The 18,168-nt window shown below is 60.0% G+C and carries 19 protein-coding genes; 12 read left to right on the top strand and 7 right to left on the bottom strand.

Features of this window, described 5'->3' with window-relative positions; all coding sequences use genetic code 11:
* Positions 1 to 138 precede the first annotated feature (138 nt).
* Complete coding sequence (locus AC0N03_RS04460; RefSeq protein WP_474287348.1) at positions 139 to 768, top strand: septation protein A; 630 nt, start codon at positions 139 to 141, stop codon at positions 766 to 768.
* Here the strand turns inward: AC0N03_RS04460 and AC0N03_RS04455 are convergent.
* The 5 genes from AC0N03_RS04455 to ccmA all read right to left on the bottom strand — a co-directional run bounded on the left by AC0N03_RS04455 (position 762) and on the right by ccmA (position 3,512).
* The gene (locus AC0N03_RS04455; RefSeq protein ID WP_474287346.1) at positions 762 to 1,325 is read right to left on the bottom strand and encodes a DsbE family thiol:disulfide interchange protein; all 564 of its coding nucleotides are present in this window, start codon (positions 1,323 to 1,325) and stop codon (positions 762 to 764) included. The two genes, AC0N03_RS04460 and AC0N03_RS04455, sit on opposite strands and share 7 nt — an antisense overlap.
* A gap of 1 nt (position 1,326) precedes the next feature.
* Positions 1,327 to 1,467, bottom strand: a complete 141-nt coding sequence (gene ccmD / locus AC0N03_RS04450; protein ID WP_474287345.1) for a heme exporter protein CcmD — start codon at positions 1,465 to 1,467, stop codon at positions 1,327 to 1,329.
* Complete coding sequence (locus tag AC0N03_RS04445; protein ID WP_474287344.1) at positions 1,460 to 2,188, bottom strand: heme ABC transporter permease; 729 nt, start codon at positions 2,186 to 2,188, stop codon at positions 1,460 to 1,462. The genes ccmD and AC0N03_RS04445 overlap by 8 nt, the downstream gene beginning before the upstream one ends.
* 74 nt (positions 2,189 to 2,262) lie before the next feature.
* A complete protein-coding gene (ccmB, locus tag AC0N03_RS04440; protein ID WP_474287343.1) occupies positions 2,263 to 2,925 on the bottom strand; it encodes a heme exporter protein CcmB in 663 nt (220 codons plus the stop codon).
* On the bottom strand, positions 2,922 to 3,512 hold the full coding sequence (gene ccmA / locus AC0N03_RS04435) for a heme ABC exporter ATP-binding protein CcmA (protein WP_474287704.1): 591 nt from the start codon (positions 3,510 to 3,512) through the stop codon (positions 2,922 to 2,924). Before ccmA ends, ccmB begins: the two co-directional genes overlap by 4 nt.
* A gap of 157 nt (positions 3,513 to 3,669) precedes the next feature.
* Between ccmA and acnA the strand changes: the two genes are divergently transcribed.
* Positions 3,670 to 6,396 (top strand): aconitate hydratase AcnA, encoded by a 2,727-nt coding sequence (acnA, locus tag AC0N03_RS04430; protein WP_474287342.1) that lies wholly within the window; start codon positions 3,670 to 3,672, stop codon positions 6,394 to 6,396.
* 159 nt (positions 6,397 to 6,555) lie between these two features.
* Positions 6,556 to 7,272 (top strand): DUF1223 domain-containing protein, encoded by a 717-nt coding sequence (locus AC0N03_RS04425; RefSeq protein ID WP_474287341.1) that lies wholly within the window; start codon positions 6,556 to 6,558, stop codon positions 7,270 to 7,272.
* Positions 7,273 to 7,306: 34 nt separating this feature from the next.
* Here AC0N03_RS04425 and AC0N03_RS04420 read toward each other — a convergent pair whose 3' ends face one another.
* A complete protein-coding gene (locus tag AC0N03_RS04420) occupies positions 7,307 to 8,245 on the bottom strand; it encodes a CE1 family esterase (RefSeq protein ID WP_474287340.1) in 939 nt (312 codons plus the stop codon).
* A gap of 292 nt (positions 8,246 to 8,537) precedes the next feature.
* Here AC0N03_RS04420 and sdhC point away from each other — a divergent pair, with 292 nt between their 5' ends.
* From sdhC to AC0N03_RS04400, 4 genes are all read left to right on the top strand, one after another.
* Positions 8,538 to 8,960, top strand: coding sequence for a succinate dehydrogenase, cytochrome b556 subunit (sdhC, locus tag AC0N03_RS04415; RefSeq protein ID WP_474287339.1), 423 nt, complete (start codon positions 8,538 to 8,540; stop codon positions 8,958 to 8,960).
* Between the two features lie 15 nt (positions 8,961 to 8,975).
* The gene (gene sdhD / locus AC0N03_RS04410; protein WP_474287703.1) at positions 8,976 to 9,359 is read left to right on the top strand and encodes a succinate dehydrogenase, hydrophobic membrane anchor protein; all 384 of its coding nucleotides are present in this window, start codon (positions 8,976 to 8,978) and stop codon (positions 9,357 to 9,359) included.
* A gap of 10 nt (positions 9,360 to 9,369) precedes the next feature.
* On the top strand, positions 9,370 to 11,163 hold the full coding sequence (sdhA, locus tag AC0N03_RS04405) for a succinate dehydrogenase flavoprotein subunit (protein ID WP_474287337.1): 1,794 nt from the start codon (positions 9,370 to 9,372) through the stop codon (positions 11,161 to 11,163).
* Between the two features lie 97 nt (positions 11,164 to 11,260).
* Positions 11,261 to 12,040, top strand: a complete 780-nt coding sequence (locus tag AC0N03_RS04400; RefSeq protein WP_474287336.1) for a succinate dehydrogenase iron-sulfur subunit — start codon at positions 11,261 to 11,263, stop codon at positions 12,038 to 12,040.
* Positions 12,041 to 12,100: 60 nt separating this feature from the next.
* Here AC0N03_RS04400 and AC0N03_RS04395 read toward each other — a convergent pair whose 3' ends face one another.
* Positions 12,101 to 12,703, bottom strand: a complete 603-nt coding sequence (locus tag AC0N03_RS04395) for a GNAT family N-acetyltransferase (RefSeq protein ID WP_474287335.1) — start codon at positions 12,701 to 12,703, stop codon at positions 12,101 to 12,103.
* A gap of 238 nt (positions 12,704 to 12,941) precedes the next feature.
* Here AC0N03_RS04395 and zapE point away from each other — a divergent pair, with 238 nt between their 5' ends.
* From zapE to sucD, 5 genes are all read left to right on the top strand, one after another.
* A complete protein-coding gene (gene zapE, locus AC0N03_RS04390; protein WP_474287701.1) occupies positions 12,942 to 14,168 on the top strand; it encodes a cell division protein ZapE in 1,227 nt (408 codons plus the stop codon).
* Positions 14,165 to 14,770 (top strand): TetR/AcrR family transcriptional regulator, encoded by a 606-nt coding sequence (locus AC0N03_RS04385; protein WP_474287334.1) that lies wholly within the window; start codon positions 14,165 to 14,167, stop codon positions 14,768 to 14,770. The genes zapE and AC0N03_RS04385 overlap by 4 nt, the downstream gene beginning before the upstream one ends.
* Positions 14,771 to 15,048: 278 nt before the next feature.
* Positions 15,049 to 16,011: a malate dehydrogenase gene (gene mdh, locus AC0N03_RS04380; protein WP_474287333.1), complete on the top strand. Its 963-nt coding sequence runs from the start codon at positions 15,049 to 15,051 to the stop codon at positions 16,009 to 16,011.
* Between the two features lie 26 nt (positions 16,012 to 16,037).
* Positions 16,038 to 17,246 carry an ADP-forming succinate--CoA ligase subunit beta gene (gene sucC / locus AC0N03_RS04375; RefSeq protein ID WP_474287332.1) on the top strand — a complete coding sequence of 403 codons (1,209 nt, stop codon included), beginning with the start codon at positions 16,038 to 16,040 and terminating at the stop codon, positions 17,244 to 17,246.
* Between the two features lie 2 nt (positions 17,247 to 17,248).
* Positions 17,249 to 18,133, top strand: coding sequence for a succinate--CoA ligase subunit alpha (sucD, locus tag AC0N03_RS04370; protein WP_474287331.1), 885 nt, complete (start codon positions 17,249 to 17,251; stop codon positions 18,131 to 18,133).
* Positions 18,134 to 18,168: the final 35 nt, after the last annotated feature.

Here is an 18,168-nt window from a genome sequence, read left to right as displayed (position 1 = left end):
ATGTATCTATCCGATAAATTGACAAATTTTTCCAGCGTTAAGCGCAAATTTGTCGAAAGATGTTCCCGGCCCGGCTGATGGATGATCCGCAAATCGCGTGGTCATGCCGGAAACCGGTCCTGAAATCAGAGATTTGACGTGACAAAAACTGCACGAAAGCCGCATCCGGCGCTGAAAATGGTTCTCGAGATCGGCCCGCTGGTCCTTTTCCTGCTGGCCAATGCGCGCCCGGCGCTGTTTGCCCCGATCGCCGCACCGCTGCTGCCTGCGGCGCTGCTCAGCGGCGCCAGAAGCGGCATTTTCACGGCGACGCTGCTGCTGATGATCGGCGTGGCGGCGGCTTTCGTCGTATCGCTGATCGTCATGCGGCGCGTACCGGTCATGCCGCTGGTGACGGCCGTTGTCGTTACATTGTTCGGCCTGCTGACCTTTTATTTTCAGGATGCCGAATTCATCAAGATGAAACCAACATTTCTCGACGGCGCGTTCGGCCTGATCCTGCTGGGCGGGCTGGCCTTCGGGCGCCCGCTCCTGCCGGTGGTGCTCGACAGCGCCTTTGACCTGACCGATGAAGGCTGGCGCAAGCTGACATTGCGCTGGGGCTTGTTCTTTCTGGTTCTCGCCGGGCTGAACGAAATCGTATGGCGCACGCAATCCGACAATTTCTGGGTGAATTTCAAGGTCTACGGCACGATGGGCCTGACGTTCCTGTTCATTTTCTCGCAGATGCCGATGATCCAGCGGCATGATCCGAAAAAGGATCAGTGAAGCGCCTTGTAAATTTCCGGCTTCAGGGTCGCGTTCAGGCTCTCGGGTGTCAGCGGTCCGATGAATTTGTAGCTGATCGTGCCATCCGCCTTGATCACAAAGGTTTCCGGCACGCCATATACGCCAAAATCAATCGCTGTGCGTCCCGGCTCGTCCTTTCCAACCTTGTCGTAGGGGCGTCCGTTTTCGCTGAGAAACTGCAGGCTGTTGGCCGGTTTGTCCTTATAGGCGAGGCCATAGATTTTCAGGCCGGCCGCGCGCAATTCCGGATCGTCGGCAAGCTGCATCAGGCTGGCGTGCTCTTCCTGGCATGGCGCGCACCATGAGGCGAAAACATTGAGCACGGAGACGTGGCCGCTGGCGAGATCCGTATTGGAGAGGCCGTTGCCGTCTGCGGCCGGATCAAGCGGCGGCAGGCTGAACACCGGCACTTTCCTCCCGATCAGCGGCGACGGCAGGCGTGAGGGATCACCGGAGCCGAGCCGCACCAGAAACAATCCGGCCAGCGCCAGAAAAATCACGAGCGGCAAAAGCAGGAGGATGCGGGCAGGACTCATCTTATTCCTCAGTTTCGCCCGAAATCTCTTCGAGCGCGCGCTTCTGATGACGGTAATCGAGAATGACGCGGGCGATCATTGCCAGCACCACCGCAATCGTGAACAGATATGCCGCGAGAATGAAGCCGGAATGATCAGACACGCGCGTCTCCGTTGGCGGCGAGCATCGTGAGCCGGCGCACCTTGCGCCGCAGGATCTCGTTGCGAATGGACATCAGGTGCAGCGTGACGAACAGGAGCGTGAACGCCAGCGCCATCACAAGCAGCGCCTTGAGCATGGACACGTCGATGGTCGGCCCGCCCATGCGGAAAACGGATGCGGGCTGGTGCAGCGTGTTCCACCAATCGACCGAGAATTTGATGATGGGCAGGTTGATGGCGCCCACCAGCGTCAGGATGGATACAAGACGCGCCGCCTTGTTCTGATCCTCGATGGTCTGCCAGAGGGCGATCAGGCCCAGATAGAGCAGGAAGAGAATCAGCACGGAGGTCAGGCGCGCATCCCAGACCCAGTAAGTGCCCCACATCGGTTTGCCCCACAGCGAGCCGGTGACAAGACAGATCAGCGTAAAGCCCGCGCCCAGCGGTGCGCCCGCCTTCTGTGCCGCATCGGCCAGCGGATGACGCCAGACCAGCGTGCCCAGCGCCGCCAGCACCAGGCTGAAATAAATGAACGAGGCAAGCCAGGCCGCGGGCACATGCAGATACATGATGCTGACGGTCTCGCCCTGCTGATAGTCGGGCGGCGCCTTCCAGACCATGTAAAGGCCGATGGCGAAGCACAAAATCGTGGCCGCCGTCAGCGGCGCCAGCACTTTGCCGACGAGACGGTTGAAAAAGGCGGGATTGGCGATCGACCACATGAAGCTGGTTCTAGCGGGCTTGGCTTTATGATGCAATGCGGCAGATGCGCTTTGCAAACGGAGCAGGGAATGTTCTAGCGCTGGCGCAGCGCTGCGGCAGCGGCGAACGGCGCGCCGGCGATGGCGGCCAGACTCAGGGCGCCAAGGATGGCGAGCGGCGTGGTGAAGGCAATGGTGCCGCCAAGCGCGGCCTCCGCCGCTGAAACACCGAAGATCAGCACCGGAATGGTCAGCGGCAGCACAAGAACGGCCATGAGCAGCCCGCCGCGCCGCAGGCTGACCGTCAGAGCCGCGCCGATGGCACCGATCAGCGTCAGCGCCGGCGTGCCGACAAGCAATGTCAGCGGCAGGCTTGCGAGGCCTATGCCGTCCTGCGCCAGCATCAGGGCGAACAGCGGCGTGGCCAGCACGAGCGGCAGGGCCGTGCTCAGCCAGTGGGCGGCGCATTTGACGAGGACGACAAGTTCGAGCGGCAGGCTGGAGGTCATCAGCAGGTCAAGCGTGCCATCCTCCTCGTCGCTCTGGAAAAGCCGGTCAAGACCGAGCAGGGTGGCAAGCAGCGCCGCTATCCAGATCAGCGCCGGGCCGATTCGGGCCAGCAGGTTCATGTCCGGCCCAAGCGCGAAGGGGATGATGCTCACCAGAATCAGGAAAAAAACCAGACCGGTGGCGCTGCCGCCGCCGATCCGGCTCGCGACGCGCAGTTCATGCATGAACAGGGCGCGCACGGCTCTCATGGCTGGCCCCCCAGCGCGAGCTGGCGCGCGCTGAAGCCCAGATCGAGATGAGTCGCGGCAATGATCAGCCCGCCTTCACGCAGATGCCGCCCACAGATTGCGGCAAAAAGCGCCTGAGTCGCGGCATCGAGCGCCGTGGTCGGCTCATCCAGCATCCAGATCTCACGGCGCGCGACAAGAAGCCGCGCCAGAGCCACGCGCCGACGCTGCCCCGCAGAGAGATAGGCCACCGGTGCTTTTTCAACATGGGCAAGGCCAAGTTCCGCCAGCGCGGCCTTGGGGGGCAGATGCGCCGCGCCAAGCATCGCGGCCCAGAAATCCAGATTTTCTGCCGCCGTGAGGCTGGTTTTCATGCCGTCCTGATGGCCGATATAATGCGTCGATTCTGCCAGATTGGCATCTTTTGCGCCTTCCAGCCGGATTTTGCCGCGTGTGAACGGCAGGAAGCCCAGCGCGGCGCGGATCAGGCTGGATTTGCCGCTGCCGTTCGGCCCCGTCAGCGCCAGCGCCTCGCCGGCTTCAAGCGAGAAGCCGACCCCGGCAAACAGCCGGCGGTCGTTGCGCATAAGTTCCAGCTCTTCGGCCACTATCCGCAAGGCATGCTCCGCAAAGATTGATGAAACAATCGGCAATCAAGACTTTTGTTCGTGTAGCGGGTTTCATCGAAATTATCTATAAGGCCTTCAGCGCCGCAACTCATGAGGCTTGCGGCAGGATATTCACCCGATTGTGAAGGGATTGATAATGACCTCGCTCGACAGCTTCAAATGCCGCAGGAAACTCAAGGTTGGTGACAAGACCTATCATTATTTTTCGCTCAAGGCCGCGGAGAAGAATGGTCTGACCGGCATTTCCAGACTGCCCTTCTCGATGAAGGTGCTGCTGGAAAACCTGCTGCGTTTTGAAGATGGCCGCACCGTTACGAAGGCCGATGTCGAGGGCGTGGTGGAATGGCTCTCCAATAAGGGCAAGACGGAAAAGGAGATCGCCTTCCGTCCGGCGCGCGTGCTGATGCAGGATTTTACCGGCGTTCCCGCCGTTGTCGATCTGGCCGCCATGCGCGATGCCATGCTGACCCTCAAGGGCGATCCGGAAAAGATCAATCCTCTGGTGCCGGTCGATCTTGTCATCGACCATTCGGTGATTGTCGATGAATTCGGCAATTCAAAAGCCTTTGCCGCCAATGTGGTGCATGAATATGCGCGCAACGGCGAGCGTTACCGCTTCCTGAAATGGGGTCAGGATTCGTTCGACAATTTCCGCGTCGTGCCGCCCGGCACCGGCATCTGCCATCAGGTCAATCTTGAATATCTCGCCCAGACGGTGTGGACACGCACGGAGACCATCGCCAAGGGCCGCGGCAAGGGTACCAGCATCGAGGTTGCCTATCCCGACACGCTGGTGGGCACTGATTCGCACACGACCATGGTCAACGGCCTTGCCGTTCTGGGCTGGGGCGTCGGCGGCATCGAGGCGGAAGCCGCCATGCTCGGCCAGCCGCAATCCATGCTGCTGCCGGAAGTCATCGGCTTCAAGCTCACCGGCAAGCTCAAGGAAGGGCGCACCGCGACCGACCTTGTGCTCACCGTCACGCAGATGCTGCGCAAGAAGGGCGTCGTCAATAAATTCGTTGAGTTCTACGGCCCCGGCCTCAACAATCTCACGCTGGCCGACCGCGCGACCATTGCCAATATGGCGCCCGAATATGGCGCGACATGCGGCTTCTTCCCCATTGACGGCGAAACGCTGAATTATCTCACCAATTCCGGCCGCACCGAAGCGCGGATCGCGCTTGTCGAAAAATACGCCAAGGCACAGGGCATGTTCCGCCCGAGGAATGCCGAGGACCCGGTGTTCACGGATGTGCTGGAACTCAACCTTGCCGATGTGGTGCCGTCCATGGCCGGGCCCAAGCGTCCCGAAGGCCGCGTCAATCTGGAAGCTGTCGGCGCGGGCTTTGTCAGCGCGATGGAGACGGATTACAAGAAAATCGCCGAAATTTCGAAGAGGGTGAAGGTCGAGGGCAAGAATTTCGATCTCGGCCACGGCGATGTGGTGATTGCCGCCATCACCTCCTGCACCAACACCTCGAATCCGTCGGTGCTGATCGGCGCGGGCCTGCTGGCGCGCAATGCCGTGGCGCGCGGCCTCACCACCAAGCCCTGGGTGAAGACCTCGCTGGCCCCCGGAAGCCAGGTCGTTGCCGAATATCTGGCGAGCGCCGGTCTGCAGAAGGAACTGGACAGCCTCGGCTTCAATCTCGTGGGCTTCGGCTGCACCACCTGCATCGGCAATTCGGGGCCGCTGAACCCGGAGATTTCAAAGGCCATCAACGATAACGGCCTGATCGCCGCCGCTGTCCTTTCCGGCAACCGCAATTTCGAGGGCCGTGTCTCGCCGGACGTGCAGGCCAATTATCTTGCTTCGCCGCCGCTCGTCGTGGCCTATGCGCTTGCAGGAACGGTCAATATAGACCTGACCAAGCAGCCGCTCGGCAAGGACAAGAACGGCAAGAAGGTCTATCTTAAGGACATCTGGCCCTCTTCGAAGGAAATTCACGAGTTCATCGCCCGGAATGTCACCAGGAAGATTTTCAACGAGCGCTATGCCGACGTCTTCAAGGGCGATGCCAACTGGCAGGGCGTGCAGGCGCCGCAGGGCCAGACCTATGGCTGGGACATGGGCTCGACTTATGTGCAGAACCCGCCCTATTTCACCGGGATCACCAAAACCCCGGTTCCGGTCAAGGAAATCGAGAATGCGCGCATTCTTGCGCTCTTCGGCGACAAGATCACCACCGATCATATTTCTCCCGCCGGTTCGATCAAAGCCGCGTCCCCGGCTGGCAAATATCTGCTCGGTCATCAGGTCGCTCAGGCCGATTTCAACCAGTACGGCACGCGCCGCGGCAACCATGAAGTGATGATGCGCGGCACATTCGCCAATATCCGCATCAAGAACTTCATCAACAAGGCTGCAGACGGCACCGTGCCGGAAGGCGGAATGACCAAGCATTTCCCCGATGGCGAAGCCATGTCGATCTATGATGCCGCGATGAAATACGAGGTCGAAAAAACCCCGCTGGTGGTGTTTGCCGGGGCCGAATATGGCAATGGTTCGTCGCGCGACTGGGCGGCCAAGGGCACCAAGCTGCTGGGCGTGCGCGCTGTCATTGCGCAGAGCTTCGAGCGTATTCACCGCTCCAATCTGGTCGGCATGGGCGTCCTGCCGCTGACATTCGAGGACGGCACCAGCTGGCAGAGCCTTGGCCTCAAGGGTGATGAAACCGTGTCGATCAAGGGTCTCGGCGCCGATCTCAAGCCGCGCCAGAAGATGGAAGCCGTCATTACCTCCGCGGATGGCAGCGTGAAAAAGGTGCCTCTGGTCTGCCGCATCGCCACGCTGGAAGAGCTGGAATATTTCAAGAACGGCGGGATTCTGCACTACGTCCTGCGCCAACTCGCAGCCTGAGTGTTTCTGCTGCCGGATCTGCCGCAGCCCGGACAGGTCTGATTCTGATGCCCCTCGCCCCAAACGGCGGGGGGTTTTGTTTTGGAGAGTTGCTTTCACATCAATGTGACTGGCCCGTGTTCGCTCTTGTGGCGTAGGCTCATTGCGGAGGGTCGGATCATGCGTGCATATTTGAGCGTCATTTCGTTTGCGCTGCTCGTTGCGGCGCCGGCGCGCGCCGAAGGCCTGCATTCCGTCGTGGAGCTTTTCACCAGTCAGGGCTGTTCATCCTGCCCCCCGGCAGACCGCCTGATGGGCGAAATCGCGAGATCGCCGGACCGGCTCGTGCTGTCCTTTCCGGTCGATTACTGGGATTATATCGGCTGGAAGGACACATTCGCCGAACCGGCATTCACGGCGCGGCAGAAGGCCTATGCCGGCGTGCGCGGCGATGGCGAGGTCTATACGCCGCAGGCGGTCGTCGATGGGGTGAGTCACGTTGTGGGAAGCGACGCGGCGGCCCTCCGGGCGGCGGAAAACGAAGATTATGGTCATGCCGGCGCTCTGAGCGTGCCTGTGCGGCTTGATGCCACAGGCCAGGGCGTGCATGTCGAGGTCGGAGCCGGAACAGGCTCCGGCGCCGTCTGGCTGCTGAAGGTGGCGCGCGCGCGCGAAGTGGCGATCGGGCGCGGCGAGAATGCGCAGCGCACGGTTACCTATACCAATGTCGTGCGGCGCATCACGCGGCTGGGGGACTGGAACGGCGCGCCCGCGCGCTTCGATGTCAGCGCGGAGCAGTTGAAGGGCGACGGCGACGGCTATGCCGTTCTGCTGCAGGCGGGCAGCGCGGCCCAGCCCCGGGTTATCCTTGGCGCAGGCAAGAGCGACGGCCTCTGACGCATCTGGTCAGCCGGCGGGCCATTGTGCCGCGTCAGTTGCGCGGCAGACGCCGGATGAAATCCCAGACAACCTTGTTGGTTTCAACATCGCGATTGATGGCGCCGGCATCTTCGGACGGCCCGATCTTGCGCGTGCGGCCCGGCATGGCATGGCCTCCGTTCTCGATGCGAAGAAGCTCGACCGGCTGGTTGCAGCGCGGATATGTTTCGAGGAAGGCCTGAGAATTGTCCTTCTTGTCCTTGTCGTTGAGTTCTTTCACCACGCGAGAGCCGGTGCAGCCGGCATTGCGCGCGAAAATGCCGAGCGTGTCATCGGTGGACAGAAGACTGCCTGCATAATTGTTCAATGTGACCGGGCCGCCATTATAGGGGATGTATGGATCGGCGGTTCCGTTGATCAGCAGCAATGGCAGAGGCTTTGCCGGTTTGCAATCGGCCATCGAGTTGGGCAGGTTCGCCATCACGGCAACCGAACCGGCCAGCATGTCCCCGGCTTCGCAGGCAAAGCGCAGTGCCATTATGCCGCCGGATGAAACGCCGACAATGTAAACGCGGCGGGGATTGGTGATGCCGTAGCCGACCAGCTTTCTGATCAGCGCGCGAAGATAGTTGATATCGTCCTTTGACGAAGGCTGGCCGTCGAGTCCATTATGCCAGACGCCGTTCTGGGCATCGGGATAGACCGTGGCATAGCCATAGCTTGCCGCCAGCGGATCAAGCGCCAGCCGTCGCCGTATGCCTGCGCCGTTTTCAGAACTGTGCAATACGATGATCGTCGCGCGGGGCACGTGCTTGAGTCGCTTCGGCTCCGAAACTATGGCGCGCCGCAGATGTTCATTGGCTTCGAACGAGATCCGGAAATCGCCGGCGCGGGCCGGCGTGGTCAGCGCCGAGGCGACGATCCAGCATAAAACTCCGGCAAGAAAAAGCAGGCAAGAGCGTGGCATCGAGCTTGGTTGTATCTGCGGCATGGTTATCTTTCTACGCAATAAACAGTCTCAATAGCGGGAGATTGTAGGATCAAGCGGGGTCAAATACAATCGCTCTGCTTTGCGCTGGCTTCGCCCCCGGGGATGGAGGCGTTTTCGGGACGTGTCGCGCTCATGTCGCGTGACTATGGTAAATTCAAGGCCGTATCATCTGTCGCATTGATTATTCGCGTATATGGCGCATGTTTGTCCGAAAGTCGGAGTGCTCCTGCATTGCCCTGCAGCATGAGATGTTCTAGTTAGACATTAAAAATAATAAGCGAGGCTTGTCGCCATGACTGAAACTGCATCAAAACTTCCATCAACGCAGGAATTGTCGGCCCGCCGCCCTCTCTCGCCGCATTTGCAGATCTATCGCCCGCTGTTTACGATGATGATGTCGATTGTGCACCGCATCACCGGCGCGGGGCTTTATGTCGGCACGTTGCTGCTGGTCTGGTGGTTGTTGGCGCTGGCGGCCGGGCCTCATGCCTTTTCGGTTGCTCAGGCCTTCATGACGTCGGTCATCGGCCGGCTGATCCTGTTTGGCTACACCTGGGCTCTGCTGCACCATATGCTCGGCGGGATGCGGCATTTCATCTGGGACATGGGCTACGGTTTTGACGGCCCCTCGCGGGAATTGCTGGCGCGGCTCACGCTTGCCGGTTCGGTGATCCTGACCCTCGCGGTCTGGATCGTGGCCTATATCGTGCGATAGGAGAATTTGATGAACATGTCGTCCATGCGCACCGACAGGGCAAAAGTCACCGGACTGGGCTCTGCCCGGTCAGGAACCGGCCATTTCTGGCAACAGCGTCTGACGGCGCTGGCCAATGTGCCGCTGGCTCTCGGCTTCATCTGGCTGATTTTGTCTTCGCTGTCGAAAGATTATGCCGGAGTCAGGGCGGCGTTCGGCAGCCCGCTGGGTGCCTTGCTGCTCGTGCTGTTCGTCGGCTCGGGCGTTTATCACATGCGCCTCGGCATGCAGGTTATCATCGAGGATTATGTCCCCTCCGAGGGGCAGAAGGTGCTGCTGCTGATTGCCAACAATTTTTTCGCGGCGCTTGTCGCGGCGGCCTGCATTCTTGCCATTCTGAAGCTGAGCTTCACAGTCTGAAGGTTTGAAAATGACCACTGCCTATCCGATCACCGATCATATGTTCGACGTCGTCGTCGTGGGCGCCGGCGGAGCGGGCTTGCGCGCAACGGTGGGCTGCGCCCAAGCGGGGCTGCGCACGGCCTGTATCTCCAAGGTTTTCCCCACGCGTTCGCATACGGTTGCCGCGCAGGGCGGCATTGCCGCTTCGCTCGGCAACATGTCGAAGGACGACTGGCGCTTCCACATGTATGACACCGTCAAAGGCTCTGACTGGCTCGGCGATCAGGATGCGATCGAATATCTCGTGCGCAATGCGCCCGCCGCGGTCTATGAGCTTGAGCATTGGGGCGTGCCCTTCTCCCGCACTGAGGAAGGAAAAATCTATCAGCGGCCGTTCGGCGGCATGACCACGGATTTCGGCAAGGGCATCGCCCAGCGCACCTGCGCCGCCGCTGACCGCACCGGCCACGCACTGCTGCACACGCTTTATGGTCAGGCCCTGCGCAACAAGACTGAATTCTTCATCGAATATTTCGCCATCGACCTCATCATGAGTCCGGAGGGGCGCTGTCTCGGCGTTGTTTGTCTGAAGATGGACGACGGCACCATTCATCGTTTTCAGGCGGCGCAGACGATTCTCGCCACCGGCGGCTATGGCCGCGCTTACTTCTCCGCCACGTCCGCGCATACCTGCACCGGCGACGGCAATGCCATGGTGCTGCGCGCCGGCCTGCCGCTGCAGGACATGGAATTCGTGCAGTTCCACCCCACCGGCATTTACGGCGCCGGCTGCCTGATCACGGAAGGCGCGCGCGGCGAAGGCGGCTATCTGACCAATTCGGCGGGTGAGCGCTTCATGGAGCGTTATGCGCCATCGGCCAAGGATCTTGCCTCGCGCGACGTGGTGTCGCGGTCCATGACCATGGAAATCCGCGAGGGCCGCGGCGTCGGCAAGAACAAGGATCACATCTATCTGCATCTCGACCATCTCGATCCGGCGATCCTGCACGAGCGCCTGCCCGGCATCTCGGAAAGCGCGCGCATCTTTGCCGGGGTCGATGTGACCAAGGAGCCGATCCCGGTTCTGCCCACCGTGCATTACAACATGGGCGGCATTCCGACGAATTATCATGGCGAAGTGCTCAACAAGGTCAATGGCGATGCCGATACGGTGGTGCCCGGCCTCATGGCTATCGGCGAAGCGGCCTGCGTCTCGGTGCATGGCGCCAATCGTCTGGGCTCGAATTCGCTGACCGATCTCGTGGTCTTCGGCCGTGCGGCGGGTCTGCGCGCCGCCGAACTTGTCAAGCCCGGCGAGAAGCAGCCGTCGCTGCCAAAGGATTCGGCCGAGCAGGCGCTTTCGCGCCTTGACCATTTCCGCAATGCCGCAGGCGGCACGCCGACCGCCGAACTGCGCGGCCGGATGCAACGCACGATGCAGAGCAACTGCGCCGTCTACCGCACCGGGGACATTCTCGAAGAAGGCAAGACGCTCATTCATAATGTCTGGGCCGGCGCCGACGACATCGCCGTCACCGACCGTTCGCTGATCTGGAATTCCGATCTGCTCGAAACGCTCGAATTCGACAATCTGATCATTCAGGCTGTGGTGACGATGGAAAGCGCGCTCAACCGCAAGGAATCCCGCGGGGCGCAGGCGCGCGAGGATTATCCTGACCGCGACGACGTCAACTGGATGAAACATACTTTGGCCTATGTCGATTCGGCCAAGCGCAGCGTCACTCTCGATGACCGCCCCGTGCACGCCTATACGATGAGCAATGATATTGCGTATATCGAGCCCAAGGCGCGCGTCTATTAAGCAACTGACATGGCCGGATCTCCGGCCATGACCGAATTTTGGCCCGTCTTTGGGCGTGGATACGCGGCCCAAGCCCGCGCATGACGTGAGAAGCACAATGGTTGAACTGGCACTGCCGAAAAATTCCCAGATCAAGCCCGGCAAGGTCTGGCCTAAGCCGGCCAAGGCGACAAAGCTGAAGGAATTCCGCATCTATCGCTGGGACCCGGATACGGGGGAAAACCCGCGCATCGATACCTATTGGGTCGATCGCGAGGATTGCGGCCCGATGATTCTTGACGGCATCATCTGGATCAAGTCGAAAATCGATCCGACGCTGACTTTCCGCCGCTCCTGCCGCGAAGGCATCTGCGGCTCCTGCGCCATGAATATCGACGGAACCAATACGCTGGCCTGCACCAAAGGCATGGATGAGGTCTCCGGCGCGGTGAAAATCTATCCGCTGCCGCATATGCCGGTGGTGAAGGATCTGGTGCCTGATCTCACCCGTTTTTATGCGCAGCACGCCTCCGTGGAGCCCTGGCTGCATACAACGACGCCAGCGCCGGAAAAGGAATGGCGCCAGTCGCATTCCGACCGCGCCAAGCTCGACGGCCTGTATGAATGCATCCTGTGCGCCTGCTGCTCGACGTCCTGCCCGTCCTATTGGTGGAACGGCGACCGGTATCTCGGCCCCGCCGTTCTGCTGCAGGCCTACCGCTGGCTCATCGACTCGCGTGACGAGGCAACCGGCGAGCGTCTTGATTTTCTGGAAGATCCGTTCCGGCTCTACCTCTGCCACACGATCATGAATTGCGCGCAGGCCTGCCCCAAGGGGCTCAATCCGGCCAAGGCCATTGCCGAAATCAAGAAAATGATGGTGGAGCGCCAGTTTTAAAGCCGGGGCTGCCGACAGACGTGCTGCTGAAGAAAAACCCGGCTCGAGGCCGGGTTTTTTTTATGCTGCCTGATCGGCGGCGGGGGTGAACAAGCGCTTCTGCAAATCCAGAAAAGCCGTGGCAAAGGACGCCGTGTCCTCGAAGGCTTCCTGCATCAGCGTGAAGGGGGTCGGCGGGCGGCCGATCAGCTTGCCGGTGGTCTGGTCGGCCTCAAATGTGATGTCGGCCTTGAAGTGGCGGGCGAGATTCTGCATTGCCCGGTTCGAGGCCAGGCAGGACATGAAGAGTTCCCCGGCCTGACGGTTGCGGGCTGCATGAATGATGCGGGCCAGAAGTTCGGTACCCACGCCCTTGCGGCGCCATTCCTTCTCAACGCTGAAGGCTGCTTCAGCGGTGCGCGGGCCATTCATGTCATAAAGCTCGAAAAGCGGGCGAAATTCTCCGGCCCCGCGGATCAAGCCATCGACGAAATAGCCGAAGGTGATTCCGCTGACGGTGAAGCAATGCTCAGCATAATCCTTCAGGAATTCATCCGAGACAGCCATGCCGAAGCGGGAGTGACGGCTCTCGGTGTCGAGACGAAGCAGGTGCTCGCGAAAAAGCGGCAAATCGGCTGACCACAGGCGCCGGATATAACCAGCGTGAACATAGGTCGGTTCCATATCAGATCTCCAATCATATCTTCCTTAGGAACGTTCCAACCCTGAGCGAAATATATGCTGCAGTGCAGCAAATTGCAAGATATGCGTTCTTTTTTATACGACGAAAGTTAAAGCTCCCAATCTTTGGCTTTTACAAGCCTTGTTTCCTCCGATACTGCCATGCAAAAATATAATGGCTTATGACCATGGTCGATCTTTTCTTGGCTGCTCCGGCCTCTTACTTTCGCCGGAGATGCGGATCGTCAGTGCCCCGGCCCCGAATGGCCGGCTTAAGGGGAATGCAGTGTCGGATATACAGGTGCTGGAGCGCTATCTTGCGCTCGTCAGACAGGGTCATTTTGAACGGGATCAGGCGCAGGAGCGGGTGGCGCGTCAGCTTGACGCATTGGCTGGCGTGCTGGGTCAGCGTCGTCTCGCGCAAAAATCGAGTGCGCTCGGCTGGATGTTCGGTGCAAAGCGGCCGGCAAGTGCGACGAAAGGGCTTTATATCTGGGGTTCGGTCGGGCGTGGCAAAACCATGCTGATGGATCTTTTTTTCGAAGCTGTGCCTGAGCCGCGCAAGCGCCGCATTCATTTTCACGCATTCATGGCCGATGTCCATGCCCGGATTCATGCCTGGCGCCAGGCCAAGAAGGCGGGCGAATCGGGTCCCCAGTTCAAAGGAGACGATCCGATCCAGCCAGTGGCGAATCAGCTGGCATCCGAGGCTCTGGTGCTGTGCTTCGATGAATTCGCGGTTACCGACATTACCGATGCGATGATTCTCGGCCGTTTGTTTCAGGCATTGTGGGCGCAGAATGTCGTGGTTGTCGCCACCTCCAATGTCGAGCCGCAGCGTCTCTATGAAGGCGGGCTCAACCGCGCGCTGTTTTTGCCGTTTGTCAGGCTGATTCCGCAATATATGGATATTGTCGAACTTGATGCCGTGCGCGATTTCCGGCTTGAAAAGCTCAATGGCGGCTGCGTCTGGCACGTTCCGCCGGACAGGCAGGCGCTCGACAGGGCCTTTCTTGCCCTGACCGGCCGGACAGAAGGCAAACCTTACGATCTGCCCCTGCTGGGGCGCGTTCTGCACGTGCCGCAGGCCGCGGGCGGCGTTGCCCGCTTTTCCTTTGCGCAATTATGCGAGCAGCCGCTGGGCGCAAATGACTTTCTGGCGCTTGCGCGGCAGTTTCATACGCTCATCATCGACGATATCCGCGTGATGCGCTTTGATGAGCGCAATCTCGTCAAAAGGTTCATCACGCTGATCGATGCTCTCTATGACCAGCATGTCAAACTGATCGCCTCGGCAATGGAGCGGCCTGAGGCGCTTTATGTCGAGACCAGCGGCCGCGAGGCGTTCGAATTTTCCCGGACGGTCTCGCGGCTCATGGAAATGCAGTCGCATGATTATCTTGCGCTCGCGCATGGAAGCGCCGATTCTCATGGCTCTGCCGTGTCGACGGGATTGGTGGAAACATGAGCAAGCCCTATGCCGAGCCGCTCGATCAGCGCATTCTCGATGTTGCGGCCCGGCATGTGCGTGATTTTAGCGTCAGGCGCGTCACCATCGTTGGCATTGCCGACGAACTTGGCATGACGCACGCCAATGTCTATCGCTATTTTCCGTCCAAGATCGCGCTTTTCGATGAAATCACGGCTTCGTGGCTTAAAGTGCTTGAAACAGGTCTGCGCGATCTCGTCGACGCGCCTGATCCAGCCTATGACAAGCTTGAGCGTATTTTATCCCTCATGCATCGCACATATCGCAACAAGCTCGAGGAGGATCCGCTGATTTTTGACCTGTTCGCCGATGCTGTCGTGGAGGGACGGGGCGTTGCGCGCAAACATCGGAATCAGGTGCAGGGCGCCATGCAGCGCATTGTCGAGGAAGGCATCGCCAGCGGCGCCTTCGATCTGGCCGACCATCGCCGCGCGCTGGCGCTGGTTTTTGACGCCATGCACCGCTTCATTCACCCGGTGCCCATGCGCATGGACAAGGACATTCCCCGCGGCGCATTGGATATTCGCGTAGAGCGCCTCACGCGTCTGGTTGTGCGGGCGATCGTCAGCGGGCGGTTGTAGCCGGATGTGCCTTGTTTATGACAAAAATCAGGAGGAACCTGATCTCTCAATGGCAGAATTACTTGTTACAAATTACATTTTTTGTATTTTGTAACAACTTGTTTTCCTGTCGTATCCAGCGGATACTGGTGGTCTAATTCCTTGCTTTAAAAGCACAATCTCATTGTTGAGACAAAAATAAGCCCGGAATTTGACAAGCCCTATAACGGCTTGCCATCAATGATCCGAGGAGTCAAAAGAGCCGCGAACAACTTCCGGCACAAGCTAAGGACGGTCACATGTCTCGTAAAAAGATTGCTCTCATCGGTTCAGGTCAGATTGGCGGAACACTCGCCCTGCTGGCCGGCATCAAGGAACTTGGCGACATTGTACTTTTCGATATTGCCGAGGGCGTGCCTCAGGGCAAGGCGCTCGATATTGCCGAGGCTTCGCCGGTCGAAGGTTTCGACGCGCATCTTTCCGGCGCCAATTCCTATGAGGGCATTGCCGGAGCCGATGTGATCATTGTTACCGCCGGTGTCCCGCGCAAGCCGGGCATGAGCCGCGACGATTTGCTCGGCATCAACCTCAAGGTGATGGACTCGGTTGGCAAGGGCATTGCCGAACATGCGCCCAACGCTTTCGTCATCTGCATCACCAACCCGCTCGATGCGATGGTCTGGGCCTTGCGCAAGGCCTCGGGCCTTCCGGCCCACAAGGTGATCGGCATGGCCGGCGTGCTGGATTCGGCCCGCTTCCGCTATTTTCTTGCCGAGGAATTCAAGGTTTCGGTCGAAGATGTCACGGCCTTCGTTCTGGGCGGCCACGGCGACGACATGGTGCCGAGCCTGCGCTATTCAACCATCGCCGGTATTCCGCTGCCCGACATGGTCAAGATGGGCTGGACCACGCAGGCGCGGCTGGACGCCATTGTCGAACGCACCCGCAAGGGCGGCGGCGAGATCGTCAATCTGCTGAAGACCGGATCGGCGTTTTATGCGCCCGCCTCGTCGGCCATCGCCATGGCCGAAAGCTATCTCAAGGACAAGCGCCGCGTGCTGCCCTGCGCGGCTGAGCTGAACGGCGAATATGGCGTCTCGGGGCTCTATGTCGGCGTGCCGGTGATCATTGGCGCCAATGGCGTGGAAAAAATCGTCGAGGTTTCGCTCGACGCGGCCGAGAAGGTCATGTTTGAGAAGTCCGTCGCCTCTGTGAAGGTGCTGGTCGAGGCCTGCAAGACAATCAATCCGGCCTTCGCCTGATCTCCACCCCTCGAGAGGAACGAGCGATGAATATTCACGAATATCAGGCCAAGGCTGTCTTGCGCGAATTCGGTGTGCCGGTTTCGCGGGGCGTGCCGATTTTTTCCGCCGACGAGGCTGAAGGCGCGGCGCGCCAGCTGCCCGGCCCGCTCTATGTGGTCAAGAGCCAGATCCACGCCGGCGGCCGCGGCAAGGGCAAGTTCAAGGAGCCTTCGGCGGGTGAAAAGGGCGGCGTGCGTCTTGCCTTCTCGCTCGACGAGGTGAAGGCCTATGCGCAGCAGATGCTTGGCGCAACGCTGGTGACCGTGCAGACCGGCCCGGCCGGCAAGCAGGTCAACCGGCTCTATATCGAGGACGGCTCCGATATCGAGAAGGAATTCTACCTCTCGATGCTGGTGGACCGGACATCGTCGCGCGTGTCTTTCGTGGTATCCACTGCGGGCGGCGTCAATATCGAAGATGTGGCGCATGAAACGCCGGAATTGATTCACACCATTCCGGTGGATCCGGCGACCGGCATCATGCCGCATCATGGCCGTTCGATTGCCAAGGCGCTCGGCCTCTCCGGCGATCTGGCCAAGCAGGCCGAGAAACTCAGCGCCCAGCTCTATGCCGCCTTCACTGCCAAGGACATGGAGATGCTGGAAATCAACCCGCTGATCGTCACCAAGCAGGGCCAGCTGAAATGTCTGGACGCCAAGGTGTCCTTTGACGGCAATGCGCTTTTCCGTCATCCCGATATTGTCGCCCTGCGCGATGAATCGGAGGAGGACGCCAAGGAGATCGAAGCTTCCCGATACGACCTCAACTACATCACGCTCGACGGAACCATCGGCTGCATGGTCAATGGTGCCGGGCTTGCCATGGCGACGATGGATATCATCAAGCTTTATGGCGAAGCTCCGGCCAATTTCCTCGATGTCGGCGGCGGCGCCACCAAGGAGAAGGTAACCGCCGCGTTCAAGATCATCACCGCCGATGCCAATGTGAAGGGCATCCTCGTCAATATTTTCGGCGGCATCATGCGTTGCGACGTTATCGCCGAGGGCGTGATCGCGGCGGTGAAGGATGTCGGTCTCAACGTTCCGCTGGTGGTGCGCCTCGAAGGCACCAATGTGGAGCTTGGCAAGAAGATATTGTCCGAGTCGGGTCTCAATGTTCTGCCCGCCAATGATCTCGATGACGCCGCGCAGAAGATTGTCAAAGCCGTGCAAGACGCACGCAAGGGGGCCTGAGCATGTCGGTTCTTATCAACAGTGAAACAAAAGTCATCTGTCAAGGCTTCACCGGCAAGAATGGCACCTTCCATTCCGAGCAGGCCATTGCCTATGGCACGAAAATGGTCGGCGGCACGTCGCCGGGCAAGGGCGGCTCCGTGCATCTTGGCCTGCCCGTATTTGATACGGTCGGCGAGGCAAAGATGGCTACCGGCGCCGATGCCTCTGTCATCTATGTGCCGCCGCCGGGTGCGGCAGACGCCATCTGCGAGGCCATAGCCGCCGAGATCGGCCTTATCGTCTGCATCACGGAAGGCATTCCGGTGCAGGACATGATCAAGGTGAAGCGCGCGCTCTCGGGCTCGAAATCGCGGCTGATCGGCCCCAACTGCCCCGGTGTCATGACGGCGGGCGAATGCAAGATCGGCATCATGCCGGGCAATATTTTCAAGAAGGGCAATGTCGGCATCGTTTCGCGCTCCGGCACGCTCACCTATGAAGCCGTGTTCCAGACCACGCAGGAAGGCCTTGGCCAGACCACCGCGGTTGGCATCGGCGGCGATCCGGTCAAAGGCACCGAATTCATCGACGTGCTCGAAATGTTCCTGGCTGATCCCAAGACCGAATCGATCATCATGATCGGCGAAATCGGTGGTTCGGCCGAAGAGGATGCCGCGCAGTTTCTGGCCGATGAGGCCCGGCGCGGGCGCAAGAAGCCGATGGTGGGCTTCATTGCCGGGCGCACCGCCCCTCCGGGACGACGCATGGGCCATGCGGGAGCGATCATCTCCGGCGGCAAGGGCGGCGCGGAAGACAAGATCGCTGCGATGGAGGCCGCGGGCATCCGCGTTTCGCCGTCTCCGGCACGCCTTGGAAAAACCTTGGTTGAGGTTTTGAAGGGCTGAATATTGATGAGGGATACAGGCGCGCGTGGCGCCTG

Source organism: Methylocystis sp. sgz306128, assembly GCF_056032725.1.
The sequence above is the reverse complement of the archived record's forward strand: the minus strand, read 5'-3'. Positions and strand labels throughout refer to the sequence as shown.

Coding starts and splice junctions, on each gene's coding strand:
- AC0N03_RS04455 (WP_474287346.1), bottom strand. CDS start 1,325: ATGAGTCCTGCCCGCATCCTCCTGCTTTTGCCGCTCGTGATTTTTCTG.
- AC0N03_RS04445 (WP_474287344.1), bottom strand. CDS start 2,188: ATGTGGTCGATCGCCAATCCCGCCTTTTTCAACCGTCTCGTCGGCAAA.
- ccmB (WP_474287343.1), bottom strand. CDS start 2,925: ATGAGAGCCGTGCGCGCCCTGTTCATGCATGAACTGCGCGTCGCGAGC.
- acnA (WP_474287342.1), top strand. CDS start 3,670: ATGACCTCGCTCGACAGCTTCAAATGCCGCAGGAAACTCAAGGTTGGT.
- AC0N03_RS04425 (WP_474287341.1), top strand. CDS start 6,556: ATGCGTGCATATTTGAGCGTCATTTCGTTTGCGCTGCTCGTTGCGGCG.
- AC0N03_RS04420 (WP_474287340.1), bottom strand. CDS start 8,245: ATGCCGCAGATACAACCAAGCTCGATGCCACGCTCTTGCCTGCTTTTT.
- sdhC (WP_474287339.1), top strand. CDS start 8,538: ATGACTGAAACTGCATCAAAACTTCCATCAACGCAGGAATTGTCGGCC.
- sdhD (WP_474287703.1), top strand. CDS start 8,976: ATGTCGTCCATGCGCACCGACAGGGCAAAAGTCACCGGACTGGGCTCT.
- sdhA (WP_474287337.1), top strand. CDS start 9,370: ATGACCACTGCCTATCCGATCACCGATCATATGTTCGACGTCGTCGTC.
- AC0N03_RS04400 (WP_474287336.1), top strand. CDS start 11,261: ATGGTTGAACTGGCACTGCCGAAAAATTCCCAGATCAAGCCCGGCAAG.
- AC0N03_RS04395 (WP_474287335.1), bottom strand. CDS start 12,703: ATGGAACCGACCTATGTTCACGCTGGTTATATCCGGCGCCTGTGGTCA.
- AC0N03_RS04385 (WP_474287334.1), top strand. CDS start 14,165: ATGAGCAAGCCCTATGCCGAGCCGCTCGATCAGCGCATTCTCGATGTT.
- mdh (WP_474287333.1), top strand. CDS start 15,049: ATGTCTCGTAAAAAGATTGCTCTCATCGGTTCAGGTCAGATTGGCGGA.
- sucC (WP_474287332.1), top strand. CDS start 16,038: ATGAATATTCACGAATATCAGGCCAAGGCTGTCTTGCGCGAATTCGGT.
- sucD (WP_474287331.1), top strand. CDS start 17,249: ATGTCGGTTCTTATCAACAGTGAAACAAAAGTCATCTGTCAAGGCTTC.